Genomic DNA, 23,439 nt, shown 5'->3' on the forward strand with positions numbered 1-23,439 from the left:
GGCCGAATCTTCCCAATGCTGGCGCGCCGCGCCAGACTGTCAGCCATGCCTATCCAGACCCTTTCCCGCCTTGCCGAAATCGACGCCCGCCAGTGGGACGCCCTGCTGCCGGACGACCAGCCGTTCCTGCGCCACGCCTTTCTCTGCGCCCTGGAGGAAAGCTGTAGCGTCGGTGGCCGCACCGGCTGGAAGCCAGCCCATCGCGTGCTGCTGGACGACGACGGTCGCCTGCTGGCTGCCGCGCCGGCCTATCTGAAAAGTCATTCCTACGGCGAGTACGTGTTCGACTGGAGCTGGGCAGATGCCTGCCTGCGCGCCGGAATCCCGTACTACCCCAAGCTGCTGGTCGGCGTTCCCTTCACGCCGGTGGGGGGCGCGCGCCTGTTGGGGGCCCCGGAGGCAGCCCTGAGCCTGGTCGGTGCGCTGGCGGGGGAGGTGGACGAGGGGCATTGTTCCGGCGTGCATGTGAACTTTACCGATGCCCGCGCCGATGCCTTGTTCGGCGGCGCGGATGGCTGGCTGGAGCGTCTGGGCTGTCAGTACCACTGGCGCAACCGCGGCTACCGCGATTTCCAGGACTTCCTCGATGCGCTGAGTTCGCGCAAGCGCAAGCAGATCCGCAAGGAGCGCGAGCAGGTCGCCGGGCTGGGGCTGGACTTCGTCTGGATGGAGGGCCGTGAGCTCTCCGAGGCGCACTGGGACTTCGTCTACGCCTGCTACAGCAGCACTTATGAGGTGCGTGGGCAGGCGCCTTACCTGAGCCGCGAGTTCTTTAGTCTGTTGGGGGCGCGGATGCCCGAGGCGATCCGCGTGGTCTTCGCCCATCAGCATGGGCGACCCGTGGCGATGGCCTTCAGCCTGCTGGGCGGTGACACGCTGTACGGTCGGTACTGGGGTTGCCTGGCGGAGTTCGACCGCCTGCATTTCGAAACCTGTTTCTACCAGGGCCTGGACTTCGCCATTGGTCATGGGCTCCAGCGCTTCGACGCCGGAGCGCAGGGCGAGCACAAGCTGATCCGTGGCTTCGAGCCGGTGATCACACGATCCTGGCACCGCCTGGGGCATCCGGGCCTGCGGGATGCGGTAGAGGAGTTCCTGGCAGGGGAGAGGGCGGGCATCCTGGCCTACGCCGAAGAGGCCCGCACGGCGCTGCCCTATCGCCAGGACTGCTCTTCGTAGGAGCAACGGTCTTTTTCGGGAGGCCCGTACCGATGCTTTCCCCTTTGGCTACGGTCCCCTCTCCCCGCGGGGGAAAGGGTGAAGGCCGACCCGTGCGCAGAAGTATCTCGTAGGAGCGGACTTTGTCCGCGATCGTTTACCGCCGCTCAGGCCAACCCGGGAGCGCGGCCAGCCGATCGCGGACGGAGTCCGCTCCTACGGGGAGGTGGCAGCGTGTGCCGTGCGCGAGAAATTACTCCGGTTTAGCCTCCCCCTTGCCCGGCAGCATGCGTACCAGGGTGTTGTCGCGGCTGATGTAGTGGTGGAACAGTGCGGCCAGCGCGTGGAGGCCGATCAGCCAGTAGCCGAGCACGGCGATGGTCTCGTGCCAGTACTTCACCTGCTTGGCCAGGTCCGGGTTCTTGTCCACCAGGTGCGGCAGCTCCATCCCCCAGAACGGTACCGGCTTGTCGGCAGCGCTGAGGATGATCCAGCCGGCCAGCGGCAGGCCGATCATCAGGCCGTAGAGCGCCAGGTGCGCGAGCTTGGCCAGGGCCATCTGCCAGACCGGCGGTGCCGGGACGATCGGCGGAGTCGGGTAGATGAAGCGACCGATGATGCGCAGCCAGACCAGGACGAAGACACTCAGGCCGAGCATGAAGTGCCACTGGGAGAACAGCGCGCGGGTGTCGCTGCCTTTGGGGAAGTTGGTGCGGTATTCCATGCAGAAGTACGTGGCGGCGATCAGCACTAGCATGATCCAGTGCATGGCTATGGACAGGCTGCCATAGCGGGACGGGGTCTTGGACAGGCTCATGACGGTTCCTTGTTTGGCTCGATTATCTTGACGCCCCGTTCTGGCGACGGGTTGTCAGTATCAGCATAGAGCCTTAACCCTGCCTGAAACACCGTGAAGGCAAAGTGAAAGGGCCGCGATGTGCGGCCCTTTTGATGTCGGTCAGCCTTCGTCGTCGGCTGACTGGCGGGAGCGGATGGCGTTCACCAGCCGCTTGGCCAGGGCCGGATAGTCTTCGTCGAAGTGATGGCCACCGGGCAGTTGCAGGTTCTCACCCACGGCCTGGGGCTGGGTACAGCCACTTTCGTCCTTCTCTTCGATGCCATACACGCAGAGCACTTTCGGCCCCGGCAGGCGCGCCATTTCCGGGCCGGTGGAGGCTTCCTGGCCGGCTTTGCCGAGCCAGCCCTGCACCTCGATCTCGAAGCTGCCGCTGCGAGCGAAGGCCAGCAGGATCACCGAGCTGACGTCCTTCTTGGCGTCCGCCGGCAGGCGGTTGTAGATCGCCGGCAGCACGTCGGCGCCGAAGGAGTAGCCGGCCAGCACGAAGTGCTTGGCGCCCCACTTCTCGCGATAGTGCTGCATCAGCAGCGCGAGGTCGGCGGCGCTCTGTTCCGGAGTCTTGTGCTCCCAGAAGTAGCGCAGGGCGTCGACGCCCACCACCGGGTAGCCCAGTTCGGCCATCTGCGCGGCAACGTCGCGGTCCAGATCGCGCCAGCCACCGTCGCCCGAGTAGAACAGGGTGACGGTTTCCGAAGGCTTGGCTGCCGGGACTTCCACCACCGGCACGTTGTCGCCGCCGCCCTGCAACTGCTGGCGCAGTTGATCGGCGAGAACCTTGGGCAGCGGTGTGTCGTAGTCGGTGATTACCGTTTCGGCGTTCTGCAGGCCACGGGCGAAGCGCGCGCTGGCATCGTCCGGGTTGTCGTTCCAGGCGGCCAGCCAGTGGCCGTGGGCAGCGCTGGTCGGCAGCGGGGTAGCGGCGCAATCCGGTTTCTCCAGGGAGAAACCGACCGACAGGGCCTTGGCCTTGTCGTCGTTCTGCCCGGCCAGCCAGCGGAAGGCCCAGGCGCTACCCGGACCGATGCCGGCGACCAGAGTGGGCTGGCCGTCGAGCAGTTCGCCGGCGGCCTTGATGCGTGCCTGCTGGGCCTTGCAATCGTTCTCCGGGAAGACGAACTGCACCACGCGGGCACCGCTGTCGTGGGCCAGCGCCAGCAACTGGGCGTCGTCGAGCTTCTGGTCGGCCTGCACAGCCAATAGCACGCGTGCGTTGGGCTGCTTGCCGGGGTTGGCCAGGCTGGCGGCGCTGCCATCGGGCAACTGGCGGTGGTCCAGGGAGGCCTGCGGAGCCGGGCGGCTCCAGAGCAGCAGACCGACAGCGATGATGACCAGCAGGAGTAGGGCGAGCAGGTGTCGCCAGCGTCGTTTCAACATATCAGCGTTTTACCAATCCACTCAGGCCGCCTGCAATGAGGGCAGCCGTATCGGCCAGGGCCACCAGCGGATCCAGTCCGGCAGGCACGGCCAGGTAACGGGGTTCCCAGTCGGGCTGGAACTTGTCCTTGAAGCGTCGCAGCCCCTGGAAATTGTAGAACTGCTCACCCCGGCGAAAAACCAGCGCGCCGAGACGTTGGGTCAGCGGGGCGCCGCGGCGTGGCTGCAAGCCGGCCAGGGGCACCATGCCGAGGCTGAAGCGGGTGTGCCCGCTCTCCTTGTAATGCAGGATCAGGCCGAGCATGAGGAACTCCATGGTCAGCTTGGGCGCGTCAGGGACCACGCGCATCAGGTCGATGCTTGCCAGTTCCTTGCCGGTGGTTTCCAGCAGGTTGGCGAAGGCTACGGCGCGGCCCTGGAAGCGGACCACGACGACGCGGAAGTAACGCAGGTATTCGGGGGTGAAGCGGCCGAGGGAGAAGCCCTTCTCGCGGACGTTCTTGCCGCCCAGCCAGGCATCGGAAATAGCCCGCAGCTCATCCATCGGCGCCTGGCCGGCATCATGGAACTCAAGGCTCAGGCCGTCGCGCTGGCCACGGTTCCAGGTGTAGCGCAGGTCCTTCATCTCCTTGCCCTTGCTCTCCAGGTCGAAGCGGCGCAGGTCGACCCGCGCCTCCTCGCCGAGCTTGAGCGCGGTCAGGCCGATGTCCATGTACAGCGGCAGGTTCTCCGCGCGCACTTGGTAGAACACCGGGCGCGCGTGGTGCAGATCGCAGAGGTCGCGGAACTGCCAGATCAGTTCGGCGCGGGCCTGGGCCGGGCCGACCGGATCGAACAGGGCGACCAGGCTGCGGCCGCGGCGGGCATACATCAGGAAGGCATCGTTGCCCTCGTGGAACAGCAGTGCCTTGTCGCCGGAGAGGGCCAGGCCGCCATCGGGCTGGGCGGAGTTGGCCAGGATGGCGGCGGCGCTATCCAGTTCCTCGCGGGTTGGCGCGTGGATCGCCGGCGGCGCGGTACGCAGCAACCAGTACAGCGCCAGGGCGGCGAGCAACAGGCAGCTGCCCAGGGCGGCGCGCAGGCCACGCGGGGCGTCGGCATCCAGGGCGAACTGCCACCAGAGTTCATGGCTGTAGGGCACGTCCTGGTAGGCGAACAGCAGCAGCCAGATCGATGCGGCGATGACGCAGGCGGCGGCGCCCAGGTACAGCGGCGAGAAGGGCAGGTCCATCAGGCGGCTGCGGCGGTAGAAGGCGCTGCGGAAGATCACCAGCAGGGCGGCGGTGAAGCTGAGGATCAGCGCTTCTTCCCAGTCGAAGCCCTTGAGCAGTGACAGCGCGGCGCCGGCGATCAGCAGGCCGAGGGTCAGCGCCCAGGCCGCGGAGAGGCGGCGGCGCAGGCCGTAGGCGAGCAGCAGGCAGAGTACGCCGATCAGGCTGGCGGCCAGGTGCGATGCATCGATCAGGCGATGCGGCACGAGGAAGCCGACTTCGTCCAGGCGTGTGTCGATGGACGGCGTGGCGCCGGAGAACAGCAGCACGATGCCGGAGATGAACACCAGCAACGAAAGGATCTGCGCGGCGAAGCCGGAGGTGATGCGCACGGCCTGCTTGGCGACCAGGACGCGGCGGGCCTCAAGGAACAGCAGCAACAGACAGGCGACGATCAGCGGCAGGACCACGTAGATCAGGCGGTACAGCAGCAGCGCGGCAGCCAGTGGTGCGGCGCCCAACTGGCCGGCGAAGGCCGCCAGCAGCACCGCTTCGAATACCCCGACGCCGCCCGGCACGTGGCTGAGCACGCCAGCGGCCAGGGCGATCAGGTAGACCAGCAGGAAAGCGCCGAAGGGTGGGGCTTCCGGCAGCAACAGATAGAGCACGGTGGCGGCTGCCGCCACATCCAGCGCGGTGATCAGCAGTTGCAGCAGCGACAGGCGCAGGCCCGGCAGGCGCAGGGTGCGGCGGCCGACGCGAACCAGGTGGCTGTCTGGCGAGGGTTGTTCGGGCAGGCGCCGGCGCTCGATGCCAACCACCAGCAGCAGGCACAGGGCGATGATCGCCAGGGCCAGCACGGCCACCAGCCATTGCGGCAGGTGCAGGGCCAGCGAGGCGTCGGAGAGATCACTCAGCGCCGCGAGCGCCGCCAGCACCGGCAATGCGCAGCCCAGCGACAGGCTGGCGAACAGGGTCATCAGCGCGACATCACCGGCACCGAGCCCCTGGCGGGCATACAGGCGATAGCGTACGGAGCCGCCGGAGAGCATCGACAGACCGACGGCATTGCCAATGGCGAACGCGGAGAAGCCGCCGGTCAGCAGCGCCGGGGTGGGTAGCTTCACGCCGGCGAAGCGGCTGGCCGACCATTCATAGCCGAGCAGGAAGATGAAGCCGATCACGGTCGCAGCGAAGGCGCCGAGCAGCGAGGCGGTGGGCACGTCGAGCAATGCGTCGTGCAGGGAATAGGCGTCGATGTCGCGCAGCAGGTGATAGCAGGCGATCAATGCGAGGCTGAACAGCACCAGCGTCACGCCCAGGCCGAGTGCCTGGCGGTTGGCGCTGACCCAGTTGAGCCAGGTCGCTCGGCTGGGAGCGTCTTCGGCGGCAGGGGTATCAGGTGTGGCGGGGTTGGCGCTCATCGGGCACCTCAATCGATTTAGCGCGACAGAGTAGGGGCACTGACGCGAATTCCCAAGTCCCCGGAAGAGTATTTTCCTGATCCGTGAGACGCCACCCGTGGGCGATCTTTTTTGGGCACAACGAAAAAAGCCACTCCTAAGAGTGGCTTTCTTCTTGATGTCTGGTTGCGGGAGCAGGATTTGAACCTACGACCTTCGGGTTATGAGCCCGACGAGCTACCAGACTGCTCCATCCCGCGGCGGCCATTCTACGGATATGAAGCCTTGTGTCAAACGATATTTCGTTTTCGATCAATAATTTAAATCGCGCGCAAACGAAAAAGGCCACTCCGAAGAGTGGCCTTTCCCAGTGTCTGGTTGCGGGAGCAGGATTTGAACCTACGACCTTCGGGTTATGAGCCCGACGAGCTACCAGACTGCTCCATCCCGCGCCGGCCATTCTACGGAAATGAAAGCCTCTGTCAATCGATATTTGCGCTTCGATCAATAATTTAAATGACGCACAAACGAAAAAGGCCACTCCGAAGAGTGGCCTTTTCACGGTGTCTGGTTGCGGGAGCAGGATTTGAACCTACGACCTTCGGGTTATGAGCCCGACGAGCTACCAGACTGCTCCATCCCGCGCCGGCCATTCTACGCAGATGGGCTCGTGTGTCAATGAAAATTGGGGAAAAGTGATTTTCTATCAGATATTTAGCTGTGCTGGTCGGCGGCGGGGCGTTGTTCGACGATGGGCATTTCCTGGCTGTGGATAACCGGGGCCGCGGCTTTTTGCATTAATATGGACCGCTGTTCAGTCGCCATTACGGGCGGCTTTCGTTGGTGAGCAGGCGCCTTCTTCGTGACTCGGCAGAGAAAGATCATCCACATCGATTGCGACTGCTTCTATGCCGCCATCGAGATGCGCGACGACCCCAGCCTCGCGGGCAAGCCGCTGGCCGTGGGCGGCTCGCCGGACAAGCGTGGCGTGGTCGCGACCTGCAATTACGAGGCGCGCGCCTACGGCCTGCATTCGGCCATGGCCATGCGCACGGCGGTGAAGCTGTGCCCGGACCTGACCATCGTGCGCCCGCGCATGGACGTCTATCGCGAGACGTCGCGGGATATCCACGCGATCTTCCGTGACTACACCGAGCAGATCGAGCCGCTGTCCCTGGATGAGGCCTACCTCGACGTCAGTGACAGCGAGCGCTGCGGCGGAAGTGCCACGCGCATTGCCCAGGAGATTCGTCAGCGCGTCTGGGAAACCCTGCACATTACGGTGTCCGCCGGGGTGGCGCCGAACAAGTTCATCGCCAAGATCGCCAGCGACTGGCGCAAACCCAACGGCCTCTTCGTGGTCACGCCCGACGAGGTGGATGGCTTCGTCGCCGAACTGCCGGTAAAGAAGCTGCATGGTGTGGGCAAGGTCACCGCGGAGAAGCTGGCGCGCCTGGGCATTCGCACCTGTGCGGACCTGCGCGACTGGTCGCGCATCCAGCTGGCCAAGGAGTTCGGCAGTTTCGGCGAGCGGCTCTGGGGGCTGTCGCGGGGCATCGACGAGCGCCCGGTGCAGGTGGACAGCCGGCGCCAGTCGATCAGCGTGGAGAACACCTTCGACCAGGACCTGCCGGACCTGGCGGCCTGCCAGGAGGAGCTGCCATCGCTGCTGGGCGAACTGGAGCGGCGCATGACGCGCCTGGACACCAGCTACCGGCCGGGCAAGCCGTTCATCAAGCTGAAGTTCCACGACTTCACCCAGACCACCATGGAGCAAGCGGGCGCCGCACGGGATCTGGAGAGCTATCGGCTATTGCTGGGACAGGCCTTCCAGCGTGGCAACAAGGCGGTGCGGCTGATCGGTGTGGGCGTGCGCCTGGTCGATCTGCGCGGCTCCCACGAGCAGCTCACGCTTTTCTAGTACCGACGGAGAGCGCCTCAGCCTTCCGGCCACAGGCGCATGGCGCGGCCCGAGACCGGCCACAGGCGCAGTTCGCCTTCGTCGGTGATATCCCAGCGCTGGACTTCGCCGAGCATCTTGAGGAACTGCTGTTCCTGCTCCATCACCAGGTCCGCGCACAGCTTGCGGGTGGCGCCGGGCTGGCCGAAGGTCAACTGCTCGCCTTCAAGCTTGTAGCTGGCGAACCAGTGGTTGCAGCCTGCGCTGCCATAGGCGCGGCCACTGCCGTCCAGGGTCAGGCTGATGTGCGTGTAATCAATCAGCGGACGTTCGCCGATCCATTCGACGCGGTAGGTCTGTTCGGCTTCCGGAACCGGCTTGCTCGCGCAGCCGGCCAGGGCCAGCACGGTAAAGGCGCCGGCGATCAGGGCTTTCATGCAGTCTCCTTGCTCTGACATTCCGGGCAGAGATGGCGGTTGCCAGCCTTTGCCCATCCGAGTTCGGCGATGCGCTGCTCGGCGGCGGGCTGCTGGGCAGCCTTGCCGAGGGTGGCATCGACGGCGAATTCGAAGTCCAGTGTAGCCCCACAGCCGTCGCAGTTGACCTTCCACTCGTGGATACCCAGTTCACGAAACACCGGGCCTTTGGCCACGGCCATCCACTGCCCCGGCGGGTTGATCAGGTGGCGGACCTTTTCCACAGCCAGGATCATGCTCAGGCTTTTGCTGCCCTTGAGGCTGACCAGCAGGGTGTCACCGGCCTTGATCGAGCCACCGATGCCGGTGACCTGGTAGCGGCCCGGAGTCAGGGCGCGGCACTCGTTGAGGGTGAATTGCGGGTTGAGCAGGGTGTAGCGGAAATCGTGCTGGGCCATGGGTCCTCCGGGAAAGCGCGGCATTCTAGGTGGCATGGCGCGCGGATGCGAGTGCCATCCGATCAGCCCTCGACCAGATTGACCGGGGTGCAGGCCCGCCAGGCGGCAATGTTGGAAAGCGTGGTCTGGGCGATCCCCACCAGCGCTTCGCGAGTGAGGAAAGCCTGGTGCGCGGTGATGATCACATTGGGGAAGGTCAGCAGGCGCGCCAGCACATCGTCCTGCAGTGGCTGGTCGGAACGGTCGGCGAAGAAGATGTCGGCTTCTTCTTCATAGACGTCCAGGCCCAGGTAGCCGAGCTGGCCGCTCTTCAGCGCCTCGATCAGCGCCGGGGTATCCACCAGGGCGCCGCGGCCGGTATTGATCAGCATGGCGCCGCGTTTCATGCGCGCCAGGCTGCGAGCATTGATCAGGTGTTGGGTGGCCTCGTTGAGCGGGCAGTGCAGGCTGATGATGTCGGACTGCGCGAGCAGCTCGTCGAGTTCGACAAAGCGCCCACCCAGGGCCTCGATGGCGCGGTTGGGATACGGATCGTAGGCCAGGATGTGGCAGCCGAAGCCGCTCATGATGCGGGCGAAGACCTCGCCGATCTGCCCGCTGCCGATCACGCCCACGGTGCGCCCGTGCAGGTCGAAGCCGGTCAGGCCATGCAGGGAGAAGTCACCTTCGCGGGTACGGTTGTAGGCGCGGTGCAGGTGCCGACATAGCGCCAGGACCAATCCCACGCCATGTTCAGCCACCGCGTGGGGTGAATAAGCCGGTACGCGCACCACGGCCAACCCCAGCGCGTGGGCGGCAGCCAGGTCGACATGGTTGTAGCCGGCCGAGCGCAGGGCAATCAATTTAGTGCCGCCGGCGGCCAGGTGCTCGAGCACCGGGCGCGACAGGTCGTCGTTGACGAAAGGGCAGACCACCTCGAAGCCCATGGCCAGGGCAACAGTGTCCTCGCGCAACTGCGCCTGCTGGAAATGCAGTTCGAAGCCGTGAACGTGGTTGGCGGCAAGGAAGCTGTCGCGGTCGTAGGTCTGGTTGCTGAACAGGATGATGCGCATCGCTTGGATTCCGTCCTCAGTGCGGCTGGCCGGCCTCTGCTTCCAGGTGGCCTTCGGTCGCTTGTGCCAGTTCGGCCATGGCCTTGTCGAGTTCGTCCAGCGCGGCAGGGGCGTCCGGTTCGTTCTGCTTGAGCAGGGTTTCGGCGCGCTGGCAGGCGGCGCGCAGCATCGGTACGCCGCAGTAACGGGTGGCGCCGTGCAGGCGGTGGATGCGCTCGAGCAGGGTGTTGCGGTCGTTGCGCTCGCGGGCCTGGCGAATTACCTGGCGGTCGGCGGACAGTGAGGCGAGCAGCATGCCGAGCATGTCGGCGGCCAGTTCCGGCTTGCCGGCGGCCAGGCGCAGGCCCTCCTCCGGATCGAGGACGCTGAGCCCGTCGAGCTTGGATTCGGCGTGGCGCGGGCGTTCGTCACGCGGCTCGCCCAGCGCCAGCCCGGTCCATTTGAGGATCACCTGGACCAGTTGGCGCTCGTCGATCGGCTTGGTCAGGTAGTCGTCCATGCCGCCTTGCAGCAGGGCGCGCTTCTCGTTGGCCAGCGCGTGGGCGGTGAGAGCGATGATCGGCACCGGGCTGACCTCGCGGTCGCCTTCCCATTGTCGGATCGCCTCGGTGGCCTGGCGACCGTCCATGACCGGCATCTGCACGTCCATGAAGACCAGGTCGAAGCGCTCGCGCTGCACCGCCTCGACGGCGGCGAGGCCGCTGTCCACGGCAGTCACTTGTGCGCCCATGTCGGTCAGCAGGGTCTTCACCAGCAACAGGTTGGCCGGGTTGTCATCGACGCAGAGCAGGTGCGGCGTGCGCTCGAGCCGGCCGTTGGCGGATTTGTCCTTGCGCAACGGGCGCAGGTGCAGCAATTCGTTCATCGCCTGTTGCAGCTTGCGCGTGCAGGCGGGTTTGCTCTGCACCTGGGCATCGGGCAGCACGTCGTTGTAGTGCGCCTGCTCGATGGTCGGGCACAGCACCAGGCTCTTGCAGCCATGCTGTTCCAACTCGCGGATGGATTGGCGCAGCGCCTCGGGCGGGTGTTCGGCGGCGGTCACTCCGAGCAGCGCCAGGGTGATCGGGGCCTTGTCCGACGGCCCGGCCAGCAGCGCCTTTTCCAGCGTGGCGAGGTCGGGAAACTCGGTGACTTCCAGGCCGCAGTCTTCCAACTGGTGGTGCAGCGCGGTGCGGGTCAGTTCATGGGGCTCGTACAGTGCCACGCGCAGGCCGCCGGCCATGGCGGGCGGCAGGTCGTCGCCGTCGTCGCGGGCCTTGGGCAGGTTGAGGCTGATCCAGAATTCCGAGCCATCGCCGGCGCTGCTTTCCACGCCGATTTCACCGCCCATCTGCTCGATCAGGCGCTTGGAAATCACCAGCCCAAGACCGGTGCCGCCGGCCTGGCGCGACAATGAGTTGTCGGCCTGGCTGAAGGCCTGGAACAGCGCGCGCAGGTCGGCGTCGGTCAGGCCCACACCGGTGTCCTGTACGCTGATGCGCAGTTGCGCGCGGTCGTCGCTCTCGTCTTCGAGCATGGCGCGCACGGCGATACTGCCGTCATGGGTGAACTTGATGGCGTTGCTCACCAGGTTGGTCAGCACCTGCTTCAGGCGCTGCGGGTCGCCCACCAGTTGCAGCGGGGTGTCGCGGTAGATCAGGCTGACCAGCTCCAGGTGCTTCTCGTGGGCGGCGGGGGCGAGGATGGTCAGGGTGTCCTGGATCAGCTCGCGCAGGTTGAACGGGATGTTCTCCAGTACCAGCTTGCCGGCCTCGATCTTCGAGAAGTCGAGAATCTCGTTGATGATCCCCAGCAGGCTCTCGGCGGACTTGTGGATGGTGCCCAGGTAGTCCTGCTGGCGGCTGGTCATCTCGCTCTTCTGCAGCAGGTTGGTGAAGCCGAGGATGCCGTTGAGCGGGGTGCGGATCTCGTGGCTCATGTTGGCGAGGAACTCGGACTTGATCCGGCTCGCCTCCAGGGCTTCCTTGCGCGCCAGGTCCAGTTCGATGTTCTGGATCTCGATGGTCTCCAGGTTCTGCCGCACGTCCTCGGTAGCCTGGTCGATGTTGTGCTGCATCTCTTCCTGGGCGCTCTGCAGCGCCTCGGCCATGCGGTTGATGCCGCCGGCCAGTTCGTCCAGTTCATGGCTGCCGAGTGCCGGCAGGCGAGTCTCCAGGCGGCCTTCCTTGAGCTGGGCGACGCCCTGGGCGATCTGCCCCAGGGGCGCGTTGATCGCGCGGCTCATGCGCAGGGCGAGGAGGGCGGTGACGGCGAGGCCGGCGCCGATCAGCAGCAGGCTGGTGAACAGGCTGCGGTAGCCGCGCAGCAGGGTGCCATGGTGCGACAGTTCCAGTTCGACCCAGCCAAGCAGTTTCTCGGCGTCGGCATCCGGGTCGCCGGACAGGCTGCGATGCTTGCCCAGTACAGGCAGGAGGAAATGCGTGGTGTCGAGGTTGCTCGCCATGCTCATGTGCGAGCCGTCGCCACTGGGCATCGGCGTCAATATGCTGGGGCCGGCGTGGACCAGCTTCTCGCGGTCCGGTCCGAGGAAGGTCACGGCGCGCACGTCGGGCTGGTCGAGCGCTTCGTTGGCGATGCGCTCGAGCAGCTCGTTGTTGTGGTTGGCCATGGCCGGCGCCGACAGCGGCGCCAGTTGTTCGGCGATCAGTTGCCCGCGCTCGATCAACTGGGCATGCATGTCCGACAGCTGCACCCAGGTGAAATAGCCGCCGAGCACCAGCGCCAGCAGGCTGGTGGGCAGCAGGGTGAGCAGCAGTACCCGTCCCTTGATGCCGAGATCCTTGAACACGCGTTTCCTCCGATGCGTTTATCCCCGGCAGTGTAGCGGTTCGGACCTGCGCCGGAAGCCCTTTGCCTTGCCGAGGATGCGTGGAATCGTGAATACTTCACGCAATTGCTAATCACTCTTATTTGATATGAACGCCATAGCTTCGTCCGGCCTGCGCTTGCTGACCATCGAGGACGACCCGACCCTGGGCGCCCACCTGTCTTCCCACCTGAGCGAACGTGGCTTCGAGGTCACCTGGTGCCAGGATGGCGACGAAGGTCTGGCCCAGGCGCGCGGCGGCGACTATGACCTGGTGCTGATGGACATCATGCTGCCGGGCACCGGCGGCCTGGATATCCTCCGCACCTTGCGCCGCGAGCGCGCAGTGCCGGTGATCCTGATGTCCGCCCTGGGGGCCGAACAGGACCGCATCGCCGGATTCTCCCAGGGTGCCGACGACTATCTGCCCAAGCCTTTCAGCCTTGCCGAGCTGAGCGTGCGGGTGGACGCGGTGCTGCGCCGTGTGGCCCTGGAACGCGGCAGCCAGTCGCTGAATGCGGCCCCGACCGGTCTGCAACTGGACCCGCAGAAGGACGACGTCGGCCTCGATGGTCAGTGGGCCGGGCTGACCGGCACCGAGTACCGCCTGCTGGAAACCTTCCTCGGCAGCCAGGGCGAGACGCTGAGCAAGCCCTTCCTTTATCAGCACGTGCTGCACCGTGCCTTCACTGCCCACGACCGCAGCCTCGACATGCACGTCAGCCACCTGCGCCGCAAGCTCCAGGCCATCGGCTATGTACGCCACCAACTGCACACGGTGTGGGGCAAGGGGTATGTGTTCGCCGAGGCCGAGGACTGAGCATGCCCGGCCGCCACTCGCTGTTCTGGAAGCTCGCTGTTGCCCTGGTGGTGCTCTGCCTGTCGGTGATCTGGCTGTCCTGGAACTGGGGCAAGCAGATGGAGCGCGACAGCTACAACCTCTCCGAGGCGGCGCGGCAGGTGCTTGCGGGCTATGCCGACGAGGCGCAGCAGGCCTGGCGTGCCGGCGGCCCGGCGGGCGTCGATGCCTGGCTGGCGCAGATGAAACTGCGCGAGCCAGTGTGGATGGTCGTGGTCGATGCCCGCCTGCAGTCGCTGGGCACGCAGCCACTGCCGATGGCGGACGTGGCGCACCTGACCTTCCAGCGCGGGCTGGACTGGCCGGTAAGCTCGCGTTCGGTGACGCTGCCGTACATCGGCATCCCCTTTCCGGACGAGCCGGCTGCCGGCCGGCTGGTGGTGCAACTGCCGCAGCGTTTCCTGCCTGGTGGCTTGACCTTCCTGCGTCAGTCAATCAGCCATGCGCTGGTGCCGACGATCCTCGCGCTGCTGCTCTGCGGGTTGATCTACCGGCGCCTGGTGCGTCCGTTGAAACGCCTGCGCGAACACGCCAATGCCCTGCAGGCGGATAATCTTGGCTCGGTCGCCGGCCCGGAACTGGTCGCTCGCCGCGACGAGCTCGGCGAGCTGGGCCGCGCGCTGGACCACATGGCCGAGCGCCTGCGCGGGCATGTCGGCCTGCAACGCCAGCTGCTGCGCGACCTGTCCCACGAGCTGCGCACGCCGCTCAGCCGCCTGCGGGTGGCTGGGGACAGCCCGATCAGCGAAGCCGCGCTGCGCCAGCGCGTGGAGCGCGAGGTCGACGTGATGCAGCGCCTGGTCGCCGATACCCTGGAGCTGGCCTGGCTGGATACCGAGCGCCCGCGCCTGGAACTGGAAGAGATCGACCTGCGCTCGCTGTGGGAGCTGCTGGTGGACGATGCGCGCTTCGAGGCGGGCTGGAGTGCCGAGCGCTTCCTTTATCAGGTGCCGGCGGACTGTCGCGTGCGCGGCCACCTCAACGGTCTGGCCCAGGCGCTGGAAAACCTGCTGCGCAACGCTATCCGCCATTCGCCGGAAAACGGCCGCATCCGCCTGGGCGGCCGGCGCGAGTCCGGCGGCTGGCACCTGTGGCTGGAGGACGATGGCCCGGGTGTGGCGCAAAGTGACCTGGAACGCATCTTCCTGCCGTTCACCCGGCTCTCCGATGCGCGCACCGGCGAAGGCTTCGGCCTGGGCCTGAGCATCGCCCGCAGTTCGCTGCGCATGCAGGGTGGCGAGCTCTGGGCGGACTGCGCCGATGCGGGCCTGCGTGTACACCTGCGCCTGCCGGACGCGACGGCGGCCTGACAGCGTCCAGGCGGCGGCCTGTCCTGCGGAAACATGGCTTGTTAGGAAGTTTCGTATGGCGGGGCCGCTTTTGCCGGTATCATAGGGCGCCCTGTTCCAGATCCGAGTGCTTCCATGACCGTGCAGTACCCGACTATCGCCGATTGCGTCGGCCATACCCCGCTGGTGCGCCTGCAGCGCCTGGCCGGGGAAACTTCCAACACCCTGCTGGTGAAGCTCGAGGGCAACAACCCCGCGGGTTCGGTGAAGGATCGCCCGGCGCTGTCGATGATCGCCCGCGCTGAACTGCGCGGCGACATCAAGCCCGGCGACACGCTGATCGAGGCCACCTCCGGCAACACCGGCATCGCCCTGGCGATGGCGGCGGCGATCAAGGGCTACCGCATGATCCTGATCATGCCCGACAACTCCACCGCCGAGCGCAAGGCCGCCATGACCGCCTACGGCGCCGAGCTGATCCTGGTGACCAAGGAACAGGGCATGGAAGGCGCCCGCGACCTCGCCGACCAGATGGCGCGCGAAGGCCAGGGCAAGGTGCTCGACCAGTTCGCCAACGGCGACAACCCGATTGCCCACTACCACTCCACCGGCCCGGAAATCTGGCAGCAGACCGGCGGTGAGATCACCCATTTCGTCAGCTCCATGGGCACCACCGGCACCATCATGGGCGTGTCGCGCTACCTCAAGGAGCAGAACCCCAACGTGCAGATCGTCGGCCTGCAGCCGATGGAAGGCTCGGCCATCCCCGGCATCCGCCGCTGGCCGCAGGAATACCTGCCGAAAATCTTCGACGCGACCCGCGTCGACCGCGTTGTCGACATGCAGCAGAGCGAAGCCGAGGACGTGATGCGTCGCCTGGCCCGTGAAGAGGGCATCTTCTGCGGCGTGTCGTCCGGTGGTGCGGTGGCCGCCATGCTGCGTCTGTCCCGCGAGCTGGAGAACGCGACCCTGGTGGCGATCATCTGCGACCGTGGCGACCGTTACCTGTCCTCGGGCGTGTTCGACTCCAACTGATGGCCAAGCAGAGATCCGGCCTGCGCTTCCAGCCCAGCGGTGGAGCGCGCAGCCCTGCGGTACCGGTGGGCAAGAAGCAGCGCCTGAACATCGAGCGCCTGGCCCACGACGGCCGCGGCATCGCCCATATCGACGGGCGCACCTGGTTCGTCGACAACGCTCTGCCGGGCGAGGTGGTGGAGGCCCGCGTGCTGTCCGCTCGCGCGCAGATCGTCGACGCCCGTAGCGAGCGCATCCTCACCGCCGCCGCCAATCGCCGCGCCGAGCCTTGCCCGGTCGCCGGCACCTGCGGCGGCTGCAGCCTGCAGCACCTGTCCCACGCCGATCAGTTGGCGCTCAAGCAGCGTACCCTGGCCGAGCAACTGGAGCGCTTCTCCAGCCTGGTCCCGCAAGAATGGGCTGCGCCGCTGGTCGGGCCGGAATTCGGCTACCGTCGCCGCGCCCGTCTCGCCGTGCGCTGGGACGTGAAGGCCAAGCGCCTGGACGTCGGTTTCCGCGCCGCTGCCAGCCAGGCCATTGTCGCCTTCGACGACTGCCTGGTGCTGGTGCCCGAACTGCAGGTTCTCGCCCGCGAGTTGCCCGAGCTGCTTCGTGGTTTCGCCAAGCCGCAGAGCCTCGGCCATGTCGAGCTATTCCACGGCACTTCCAGCGCGCTGCTGCTGCGGCATATCGAACCTTTGTCCGATAGCGATCGCGCGCGACTGCTGGAATTCTGTTCGGCACGGGATGTGCAGCTGTGGTTGCAGGGTGACGGCGAACCGACGCTCTGCTCCGACGGTGCAGAAAACAGTGGGAACCGCGAGCTCGGCTTCCGGCTCGAAGCCTGGAATCTGACCCTGGCCTATCGCCCCGGCGACTTCGTCCAGGTGAACGAGCCGGTGAACGAGGCGATGGTCGCCCAGGCGCTGGACTGGCTGAAGCCTGGCAGCGATGAGCGCGTACTGGACCTGTTCTGTGGCCTGGGTAACTTCGCCCTGCCGCTGGCGCGCCAGGTGCGCGAGGTGGTGGGCGTGGAAGGTGTGCAGACCATGGTCGCGCGCGCCGCCGCCAATGCCGCTGCCAACGGGCTGGGAAATACTCGGTTCCACCAGGCGGACCTGACGAAACCGCTTGCCGACGCCTCCTGGGCGGCGGAGGATTTCACCGCCGTACTGCTCGACCCTCCGCGTGACGGAGCCTTCGAGCCGGCACGGCAGATGCATTCACTGGGCGCGGAGCGGGTACTCTATGTGTCCTGCAATCCGGCGACCCTGGCGCGCGACGCGGGTGAACTGGCCCGACAGGGCTATCGCCTGAAACGCGCCGGCATCCTCGACATGTTCCCGCAGACGGCCCATGTCGAGGCCATGGCTTTGTTCGAGGCAGGCTAGGAAGGCCTGCGCAATCCGACCGGCTCAAGCAAGAAAGGCCGGCGCAGTGAGCGGTGTGTTGTGGCGCACCGTGGGGAAGGGTAGACACGATGGTACAGGTGAGAGCGCACCAGCCGGTCAACACCGACGGCAGCATCAATCTCGAGGCCTGGCTGGACCATGTCCAGACCCTGGTCCCGGGCCTGGATCGCCAGGTCCTGCTGGAAGCCTGCGAGTTCGCTCGCGAGGTGGAAGACAGGGCTGTCAGCACGGCTGACAATACCTGGGCAGACGGCACCTCCAGCTTCCAGACGGGCCTGGAGATCGCCGAGATCCTGGCGGACCTCAAGCTCGACCAGGAATCCCTGGTCGCCGCGGTGATCTACCGTGGCGTGCGTGAGGGCAAGGTCAAGCTGGAAGACGTGGCGCAGCGCTTCGGCCCTGTCGTCGCCAAGCTGATCGAAGGCGTGCTGCGCATGGCCGCGATCAGTACCAGCCTCAGCCCCCGGCAGTCCCTGGTGCTCGGCACCCAGGCGCAGATCGAGAACCTGCGCAAGATGCTGGTGGCCATGGTCGACGACGTGCGCGTCGCGCTGATCAAGCTGGCCGAGCGCACCTGCGCGATCCGCGCGGTGAAGAACGGCGACGAAGAAAAGCGCATGCGTGTCGCCCGCGAGGTGTTCGACATCTACGCTCCGCTGGCCCATCGCCTGGGTATCGGCCACATCAAGTGGGAGCTGGAGGACCTGTCCTTCCGCTACCTGGAACCCGACCAGTACAAGCAGATCGCCAAGCTGCTGCACGAGCGCCGGCTGGACCGCGAGCAGTACATCGCCACCGTGATGCAGCAGCTCAAGGACGCCCTGGCCGCCACCGGCATCAAGGCGGACCTGTCCGGCCGCGCCAAGCATATCTATTCCATCTGGCGGAAGATGCAGCGCAAGGGCCTGGATTTCAGCCAGATCTACGACGTGCGCGCGGTGCGCGTGCTGGTGCCGGAAATGCGCGACTGCTACACCGCGCTGGGCATCGTGCACACCCTGTGGCGGCACATCCCCAAGGAATTCGACGACTACATCGCCAACCCCAAGGAAAACGGCTATCGCTCGCTGCACACCGCGGTGATCGGCCCCGAGGGCAAGGTGCTGGAAGTGCAGATCCGTACCCACGCCATGCACGAAGAGGCCGAACTGGGCGTCTGTGCGCACTGGCGCTACAAGGGCACGGACGTCAAGGCCAGCTCCAACCACTACGAAGAGAAGATTTCCTGGCTGCGCCAGGTGCTCGAGTGGCACGAGGAACTGGGCGATATCGGCGGTCTGGCCGAACAGCTGCGGGTGGATATCGAGCCCGACCGGGTCTACGTCTTCACCCCCGACGGCCACGCCATCGACCTGCCCAAGGGCTCCACGCCGCTGGACTTCGCCTACCGCGTGCATACCGAGGTCGGGCACAACTGCCGCGGCGCCAAGATCAACGGCCGCATCGTGCCACTCAACTACAGCCTGCAGACCGGCGAGCAGGTGGAAATCATCACCGGCAAGCAGAGCGGGCCGAGCCGTGACTGGCTGAACCAGAACCTGGGCTACGTCACCACCTCGCGGGCGCGGGCGAAGATCGTCCACTGGTTCAAGTTGCAGGCGCGCGACCAGAACGTCGCCGCCGGCAAGGCCATGCTCGAGCGCGAACTGGGCCGCCTGGCGTTGCCACCGGTGGACTTCGAGAAGCTCGCCGAAAAGGCCAACTACAAGACTGGCGAAGACCTGTTCGCCGCGCTGGGCGCCGGCGACCTGCGCCTGGCCCACGTGGTCAACTACGCGCAGCAACTGGTGGAGCCGGAGCGCGGCACCGAGCAGCTCGAACTCATCCCGCGCAAACCGAGCAAGATCGGCCACGGCAAGCGCGGCGACATTCAGATCCAGGGTGTCGGCAACCTGCTCACGCAGATGGCCGGCTGCTGCCAGCCGCTGCCGGGCGACCCGATCGTCGGCTACATCACCCTCGGCCGCGGCGTGACCATCCACCGTCAGGACTGCGCCACCGCGCTGCAACTGGCGGGGCGCGAGCCGGAACGGATCATCCAGGTCAGCTGGGGGCCGGTGCCGGTCAGCACCTACCCGGTGGATATCGTCATTCGCGCCTACGATCGCTCCGGCCTGTTGCGCGACGTCTCGCAGATGCTGCTCAACGAACGCATCAACGTGCTGGCGGTGAACACCCGTTCGGACAAGGAAGACAACACCGCGATCATGCGCCTGACCATCGAGATTCCTGGTCTGGATTCCCTGGGGCGCCTGCTGGCGCGCATCTCCCAGTTGCCCAACATCATTGAGGCGCGCCGCGACCGCGCAGGTGCCAAGGATGCATAAGCTCGAAGACCTGCTGTACCTGATGGCCCGCCTGCGCGACCCGCAGCACGGCTGCCCCTGGGACCTCAAGCAGAGTTACGCGAGCATCGTCCCGTACACCCTCGAGGAGGCCTACGAAGTCGCCGACGCCATCGAGCGTGGCGATTTCGACCACCTGCGCGAGGAACTCGGCGACCTGCTGTTCCAGGTCGTCTACTACGCACAGCTGGCGCGGGAAGAGGGCCGCTTCGAGTTCGACGCGGTGGTCGATGGCATCACCAGCAAGCTGATTCGCCGCCACCCCCATGTGTTCCCCGATGGCGACCTGTACGGCGAACCGGACCCGGCGAAGCTGGAGGAAGCGGCGGTCAAGCAGCGCTGGGAAGAACTCAAGGCCGAGGAGCGGGCTGCCAAGGCCGCCGAACCGGTGCAGTTGTCGCTGCTGGACGACGTGCCCAGCGCGCTACCGGCGCTGAGCCGCGCGGCCAAGTTGCAGAAGCGCGCCTCCCAGGTCGGCTTCGACTGGGCCGATGCGCTGCCGGTGGTAGACAAGGTTCGCGAGGAGCTGGACGAGGTACTCGAAGCCATGGCCGGTGGCGACACCGAGGCCCAGGCGGAAGAGGTGGGCGACCTGCTGTTCGTGGTGGTCAACCTGGCGCGCAAGCTCAAGGTCGACCCGGAAACCGCACTGCGCGCCGCCAATGCCAAGTTCGAACGGCGCTTCCGCTACATCGAGACGGCCCTGCGCGACCAGGGGCGTACGCTGGAAGACAGCAACCTGGAAGAGATGGATGAACTGTGGGGCGCCGCCAAGCGCGACGAGAAGAATCCGCTCAGTTGTGGATAAGTATTGCCACCGTTGAATTGGTGCCCATGAAAAAGCCCCGCAATCGCGGGGCTTTTGCTATTGGTAGGAGCGAGGGGGACGCCCAGTTCTTGCTCGCGAACCGCTTGACGGCCCGACGCCGCCGGAAAATCTGTTCGCGAGTAAGCTCGCTCCTACAGGATGCCGTCGGCGCGTCGTGCCTGCTCGTCAGCCGAACAGCCAGCGCAGAATCAGCACCAGCAGCACCACCGCCAACACTGGCCGGCCGATGCGGTAGGCCTTGGGATAGGCGCGCTTGAACACCTTCACCTTGCTACCCACGGCGTTGCCGAAGCGGATCAGCACCGAATAGGCCTGGTTGATCCCGCCGACGCGCTCGCCCTCGACATTCTGCGGCGCCGTGGCGCGGCCGAGGAAGGCACTGACGCGACGGTTGATGCGGGTCAGCAGCGGCGACTTGAGTGGGCGCTCGATATCGCAGAAGAGGATCAGCCGCGACTCGTCGGTTTCGTTCTTCACCCAGTGGACGAAGGTCTCGTCGAACATTACGTCCTGGCCGTCGCGCCAGGCGTAGGGCTGGCCGTCGACGAAAATGCGGCAGTCATCGGAGTTCGGCGTCGCCAGCCCCAGGTGGTAGCGCAGCGAGCCGCCGTAGGGGTCGCGGTGCTTGTTCAGGTGGCTGCGCGGCGGCAGGCGGGTGAACATCGCACCCTTGACGTTGGGAATGCTGCTCACCAGCTCCACGGTCTTCGGGCACAGCTGTTGCGCCGAGGGCAGGGGGCCGTCGTACCAGGTCAGGTAGAAGCGCGTCCAGCCCTTCTTGAAGAAGGAGCCGAAGCCGGCCTCGTTGTTGTTCAGGGCGTCGCGGATATAGCCCTCGTCGAACAGCTTTTCGGCTTCCTCGCGGATCATCTGCCAGTTGTCGCGCAGCTTGTCGAGTTCGGGGAAGCGCTCGCGGTCCAGGTACGGCTTGGACGGCACGCTGGAGTTCAGGTACATCAATGAGTTGTACGGGGCGAACCAGGCCGAGTGGTTCACCACCTGGCGGAGGAAGGGTAGACGCACCTTGCCGCGCAGGTGCACGTAGAGGATGGCGATGAGGAAAATGGCCAGTATCGCGAGAACGATGAGCTTCAGCATGGAGGTAACGAGTCCGCTCCAGTTGAGTGAATTCGAGCCAGGCACTTGCGCTGCGCCGGCACAGGCCCGAGGATTATACCCCCTGAGGACAGTCCCGCAGCACCTATGCGTTGGTCTGGGATTTGTCCGGCATCGATTGGGCTGTTGGAGAGCCTTGATTCATGAGCATGTCATTGCGTGATCAGTTGCTGAAAGCCGGGCTGGTCAACGAGAAGCAGGCCAAGCAGGCCGGCAAGCAGAAACAGAAGCAGCAGCGCCTGGAGCACAAGAACCAGGTAGCCAAGGACGACAGCCAGCGCCAGGCAGCCTTGCAGGCCCAGGCCGAGAAGCAGGCCCGTGACGCCGAGCTGAATCGCCAGCAGCAGGAAAAATCCGAAAAGAAGGCCAAGGCCGCACAGATCAAGCAATTGATCGAGGGCACGCGCCTGCCGAAGCTGGAGTCGGACGACTACTACAACTTCGTCGACAACAAGAAGGTCAAGCGTATTGCGGTCAACGATCTGATCCGCGACAAGCTCAGCCATGGCAGCCTGGCAATCGTCAGCTATGACGGGCGCTACGAGATCGTGCCGCGCGATGCCGCGCTGCGCATCCAGGAGCGCGACGAGCGCCGCATCATCGTCCTCAGCGAGCCCAGTGGCGAGCCGGACGAGAACGATCCGTACAAGGATTACGTGGTGCCCGACGACCTCATGTGGTGACGTCGTTGCGCTCGCTCAGCCGGGCGCATCCAGCTCCACCCTTGCAAACCGCGCCTGCGCCGACAACGGCGTAATGGCGCGCAGACGGTCCAGCCGGAGCTCCCGGCTGGCACCGTCCACCCGCACCTCCAGAAACTCCTCCAGAACTCCGCACGCGTTTCTTCGCGTTTGCGTGGTGAAGGCCTGGGCATCGAACACCAGGCCATCACGCAACTCGATACGCAGCCAGTAGCGGTAAAGGCAGGCGATCTCCAGATAGTCATGGAGATCGCAGTGCAATGGCTGGTAGTCGCTCATGCCCCGGCCTTACTTGAGGTCGGCCAGGGAGGCGCCGAAGTTCAGGTGCAGCACCTGCCCATCGACCACCAGCGCAGGCACTGATTTCACCCCGGCTGCCTCGGCCTCGGCCACGCGCGGCGACTGCTCGCCCAGGTGCACGACTTCGACTTCGCGGTTCAGCAATGGCAACAGTGCTCGTTCGGCTTCGACACAGACAGGGCAACCAGCATGGTAGTAAACGGCTTTGCTCATGATCCTTCTCCTGATCAATTAAGTATCGATTCGATACCATTACAGTCTGCGGTGTAAAAGAATCTTCTGTCAAACTGGTTTTTGATCGATACTATCTATCGAGAGGATTAGCCCATGCCCGATACGACCCTTTACGACTACCTGGAACGCATCGCCAGCCTGATGCGCGCCTGGGCGCGCGAGCAGCCGCTGATGGCCGATCTGCAGCCGATCCAGCTGAGCGCGCTGAACTACCTGGCGCGCTGCAACCGCTATTCGAATACGCCGCTGGGGGTGACGGACTTTCTTGGGCTGACCAAGGGCACGGTCTCGCAGTCGCTCAAGGCGCTGGAAGCCAAGGGGCTGATCGCGAAACGCCCGGATGCGCAGGATCGCCGCAGCGTGCACCTGGAGCTGACTCGGGAGGGCAGGGGACTGCTCGATGCACTGGTGCCGCCGGCGTTCCTGCGCCGCGCCGAAGAGTCGCTGGGAGAGCGTGGCGAGTTGCTGGTCGAACTGCTGCGGGAGCTCCTGGCAACCGTGCAGCGTCAGGAGAACGTGCCGGGCTTCGGCCTGTGCCGCACCTGTCGTTTCCACCAGAAGCTGGATGACGGCGCGCTTTGCGGGCTGACGGGAGAACGGCTGGAAGCGCGCGAAGGCGAGCTGATCTGCCGCGAGCACACCGCACCTGAGGAAGCGGCCTGAGCCGAAACGTCCGTCTTTGTAGGAGCGAGCTTGCTCGCGA

General features: G+C 65.7%; 20 protein-coding genes and 3 tRNA genes. 10 read left to right on the top strand and 13 right to left on the bottom strand.

Features of this window, described 5'->3' with window-relative positions; all coding sequences use genetic code 11:
* The first annotated feature begins 45 nt into the window (after positions 1-45).
* The gene (locus L6D89_RS27220; RefSeq protein ID WP_236201730.1) at positions 46-1,179 is read left to right on the top strand and encodes a GNAT family N-acetyltransferase; all 1,134 of its coding nucleotides are present in this window, start codon (positions 46-48) and stop codon (positions 1,177-1,179) included.
* Positions 1,180-1,411: 232 nt separating this feature from the next.
* On the opposite strand, the gene L6D89_RS27225 is transcribed toward L6D89_RS27220, so the two are convergent.
* The 6 genes from L6D89_RS27225 to L6D89_RS27250 all read right to left on the bottom strand — a co-directional run bounded on the left by L6D89_RS27225 (position 1,412) and on the right by L6D89_RS27250 (position 6,650).
* Positions 1,412-1,975: a cytochrome b gene (locus L6D89_RS27225; protein WP_236201731.1), complete on the bottom strand. Its 564-nt coding sequence runs from the start codon at positions 1,973-1,975 to the stop codon at positions 1,412-1,414.
* A 141-nt stretch (positions 1,976-2,116) separates the two neighbouring features.
* Positions 2,117-3,391: a virulence factor family protein gene (locus L6D89_RS27230; protein ID WP_236171467.1), complete on the bottom strand. Its 1,275-nt coding sequence runs from the start codon at positions 3,389-3,391 to the stop codon at positions 2,117-2,119.
* Between the two features lies 1 nt (position 3,392).
* Positions 3,393-6,026: a bifunctional lysylphosphatidylglycerol flippase/synthetase MprF gene (mprF, locus tag L6D89_RS27235; protein ID WP_236201732.1), complete on the bottom strand. Its 2,634-nt coding sequence runs from the start codon at positions 6,024-6,026 to the stop codon at positions 3,393-3,395.
* Between the two features lie 162 nt (positions 6,027-6,188).
* Positions 6,189-6,265 (bottom strand) — tRNA-Met (locus L6D89_RS27240).
* 115 nt (positions 6,266-6,380) lie between these two features.
* Positions 6,381-6,457 (bottom strand) — tRNA-Met (locus L6D89_RS27245).
* A 116-nt stretch (positions 6,458-6,573) separates the two neighbouring features.
* Positions 6,574-6,650 (bottom strand) — tRNA-Met (locus L6D89_RS27250).
* A gap of 217 nt (positions 6,651-6,867) precedes the next feature.
* Here L6D89_RS27250 and dinB point away from each other — a divergent pair.
* On the top strand, positions 6,868-7,926 hold the full coding sequence (gene dinB / locus L6D89_RS27255) for a DNA polymerase IV (protein ID WP_275094686.1): 1,059 nt from the start codon (positions 6,868-6,870) through the stop codon (positions 7,924-7,926).
* A gap of 17 nt (positions 7,927-7,943) precedes the next feature.
* Here the strand turns inward: dinB and L6D89_RS27260 are convergent, their stop codons facing one another.
* The 4 genes from L6D89_RS27260 to L6D89_RS27275 form a co-directional block, all read right to left on the bottom strand.
* The gene (locus tag L6D89_RS27260; RefSeq protein WP_236201733.1) at positions 7,944-8,342 is read right to left on the bottom strand and encodes an META domain-containing protein; all 399 of its coding nucleotides are present in this window, start codon (positions 8,340-8,342) and stop codon (positions 7,944-7,946) included.
* Complete coding sequence (locus L6D89_RS27265) at positions 8,339-8,779, bottom strand: hypothetical protein (RefSeq protein WP_236201734.1); 441 nt, start codon at positions 8,777-8,779, stop codon at positions 8,339-8,341. The genes L6D89_RS27260 and L6D89_RS27265 overlap by 4 nt, the downstream gene beginning before the upstream one ends.
* 62 nt (positions 8,780-8,841) lie before the next feature.
* Positions 8,842-9,831: a 2-hydroxyacid dehydrogenase gene (locus tag L6D89_RS27270; RefSeq protein ID WP_236201735.1), complete on the bottom strand. Its 990-nt coding sequence runs from the start codon at positions 9,829-9,831 to the stop codon at positions 8,842-8,844.
* 16 nt (positions 9,832-9,847) lie between these two features.
* The gene (locus L6D89_RS27275) at positions 9,848-12,619 is read right to left on the bottom strand and encodes a response regulator (RefSeq protein ID WP_236201736.1); all 2,772 of its coding nucleotides are present in this window, start codon (positions 12,617-12,619) and stop codon (positions 9,848-9,850) included.
* A gap of 127 nt (positions 12,620-12,746) precedes the next feature.
* On the opposite strand from L6D89_RS27275, the gene L6D89_RS27280 reads away from it, so the two are divergent.
* The 6 genes from L6D89_RS27280 to mazG all read left to right on the top strand — a co-directional run bounded on the left by L6D89_RS27280 (position 12,747) and on the right by mazG (position 20,364).
* A complete protein-coding gene (locus L6D89_RS27280; RefSeq protein WP_236201737.1) occupies positions 12,747-13,457 on the top strand; it encodes a response regulator transcription factor in 711 nt (236 codons plus the stop codon).
* Between the two features lie 2 nt (positions 13,458-13,459).
* Positions 13,460-14,806, top strand: a complete 1,347-nt coding sequence (locus L6D89_RS27285; protein WP_236201738.1) for a HAMP domain-containing sensor histidine kinase — start codon at positions 13,460-13,462, stop codon at positions 14,804-14,806.
* Between the two features lie 114 nt (positions 14,807-14,920).
* Entirely contained in the window at positions 14,921-15,820 is a 900-nt protein-coding gene (gene cysM, locus L6D89_RS27290; RefSeq protein ID WP_236171459.1) for a cysteine synthase CysM, read from the top strand.
* On the top strand, positions 15,820-17,190 hold the full coding sequence (gene rlmD / locus L6D89_RS27295; RefSeq protein WP_236201739.1) for a 23S rRNA (uracil(1939)-C(5))-methyltransferase RlmD: 1,371 nt from the start codon (positions 15,820-15,822) through the stop codon (positions 17,188-17,190). The genes cysM and rlmD overlap by 1 nt, the downstream gene beginning before the upstream one ends.
* An 89-nt stretch (positions 17,191-17,279) precedes the next feature.
* Positions 17,280-19,538 (top strand): GTP diphosphokinase, encoded by a 2,259-nt coding sequence (gene relA, locus L6D89_RS27300; protein ID WP_236171457.1) that lies wholly within the window; start codon positions 17,280-17,282, stop codon positions 19,536-19,538.
* Positions 19,531-20,364, top strand: coding sequence for a nucleoside triphosphate pyrophosphohydrolase (gene mazG / locus L6D89_RS27305; protein ID WP_236201740.1), 834 nt, complete (start codon positions 19,531-19,533; stop codon positions 20,362-20,364). The genes relA and mazG overlap by 8 nt, the downstream gene beginning before the upstream one ends.
* A 186-nt stretch (positions 20,365-20,550) precedes the next feature.
* Here mazG and L6D89_RS27310 read toward each other — a convergent pair whose 3' ends face one another.
* Positions 20,551-21,483, bottom strand: a complete 933-nt coding sequence (locus L6D89_RS27310; protein WP_236171455.1) for an aspartyl/asparaginyl beta-hydroxylase domain-containing protein — start codon at positions 21,481-21,483, stop codon at positions 20,551-20,553.
* Positions 21,484-21,644: 161 nt separating this feature from the next.
* Here L6D89_RS27310 and L6D89_RS27315 point away from each other — a divergent pair, with 161 nt between their 5' ends.
* Positions 21,645-22,184 (top strand): DUF2058 domain-containing protein, encoded by a 540-nt coding sequence (locus L6D89_RS27315; RefSeq protein ID WP_236201741.1) that lies wholly within the window; start codon positions 21,645-21,647, stop codon positions 22,182-22,184.
* A 15-nt stretch (positions 22,185-22,199) separates the two neighbouring features.
* Here the strand turns inward: L6D89_RS27315 and L6D89_RS27320 are convergent, their stop codons facing one another.
* Both L6D89_RS27320 and L6D89_RS27325 read right to left on the bottom strand, forming a co-directional pair.
* Positions 22,200-22,481, bottom strand: coding sequence for a Rho-binding antiterminator (locus L6D89_RS27320; RefSeq protein WP_236171454.1), 282 nt, complete (start codon positions 22,479-22,481; stop codon positions 22,200-22,202).
* Between the two features lie 9 nt (positions 22,482-22,490).
* Positions 22,491-22,715, bottom strand: coding sequence for a thioredoxin domain-containing protein (locus tag L6D89_RS27325; RefSeq protein WP_081520298.1), 225 nt, complete (start codon positions 22,713-22,715; stop codon positions 22,491-22,493).
* Positions 22,716-22,829: 114 nt separating this feature from the next.
* On the opposite strand from L6D89_RS27325, the gene L6D89_RS27330 reads away from it, so the two are divergent.
* Positions 22,830-23,399, top strand: a complete 570-nt coding sequence (locus L6D89_RS27330; RefSeq protein ID WP_236201742.1) for a MarR family winged helix-turn-helix transcriptional regulator — start codon at positions 22,830-22,832, stop codon at positions 23,397-23,399.
* Positions 23,400-23,439: the final 40 nt, after the last annotated feature.

This window comes from Pseudomonas pseudonitroreducens (assembly GCF_021603645.1).
Lineage (GTDB): Bacteria > Pseudomonadota > Gammaproteobacteria > Pseudomonadales > Pseudomonadaceae > Pseudomonas > Pseudomonas pseudonitroreducens.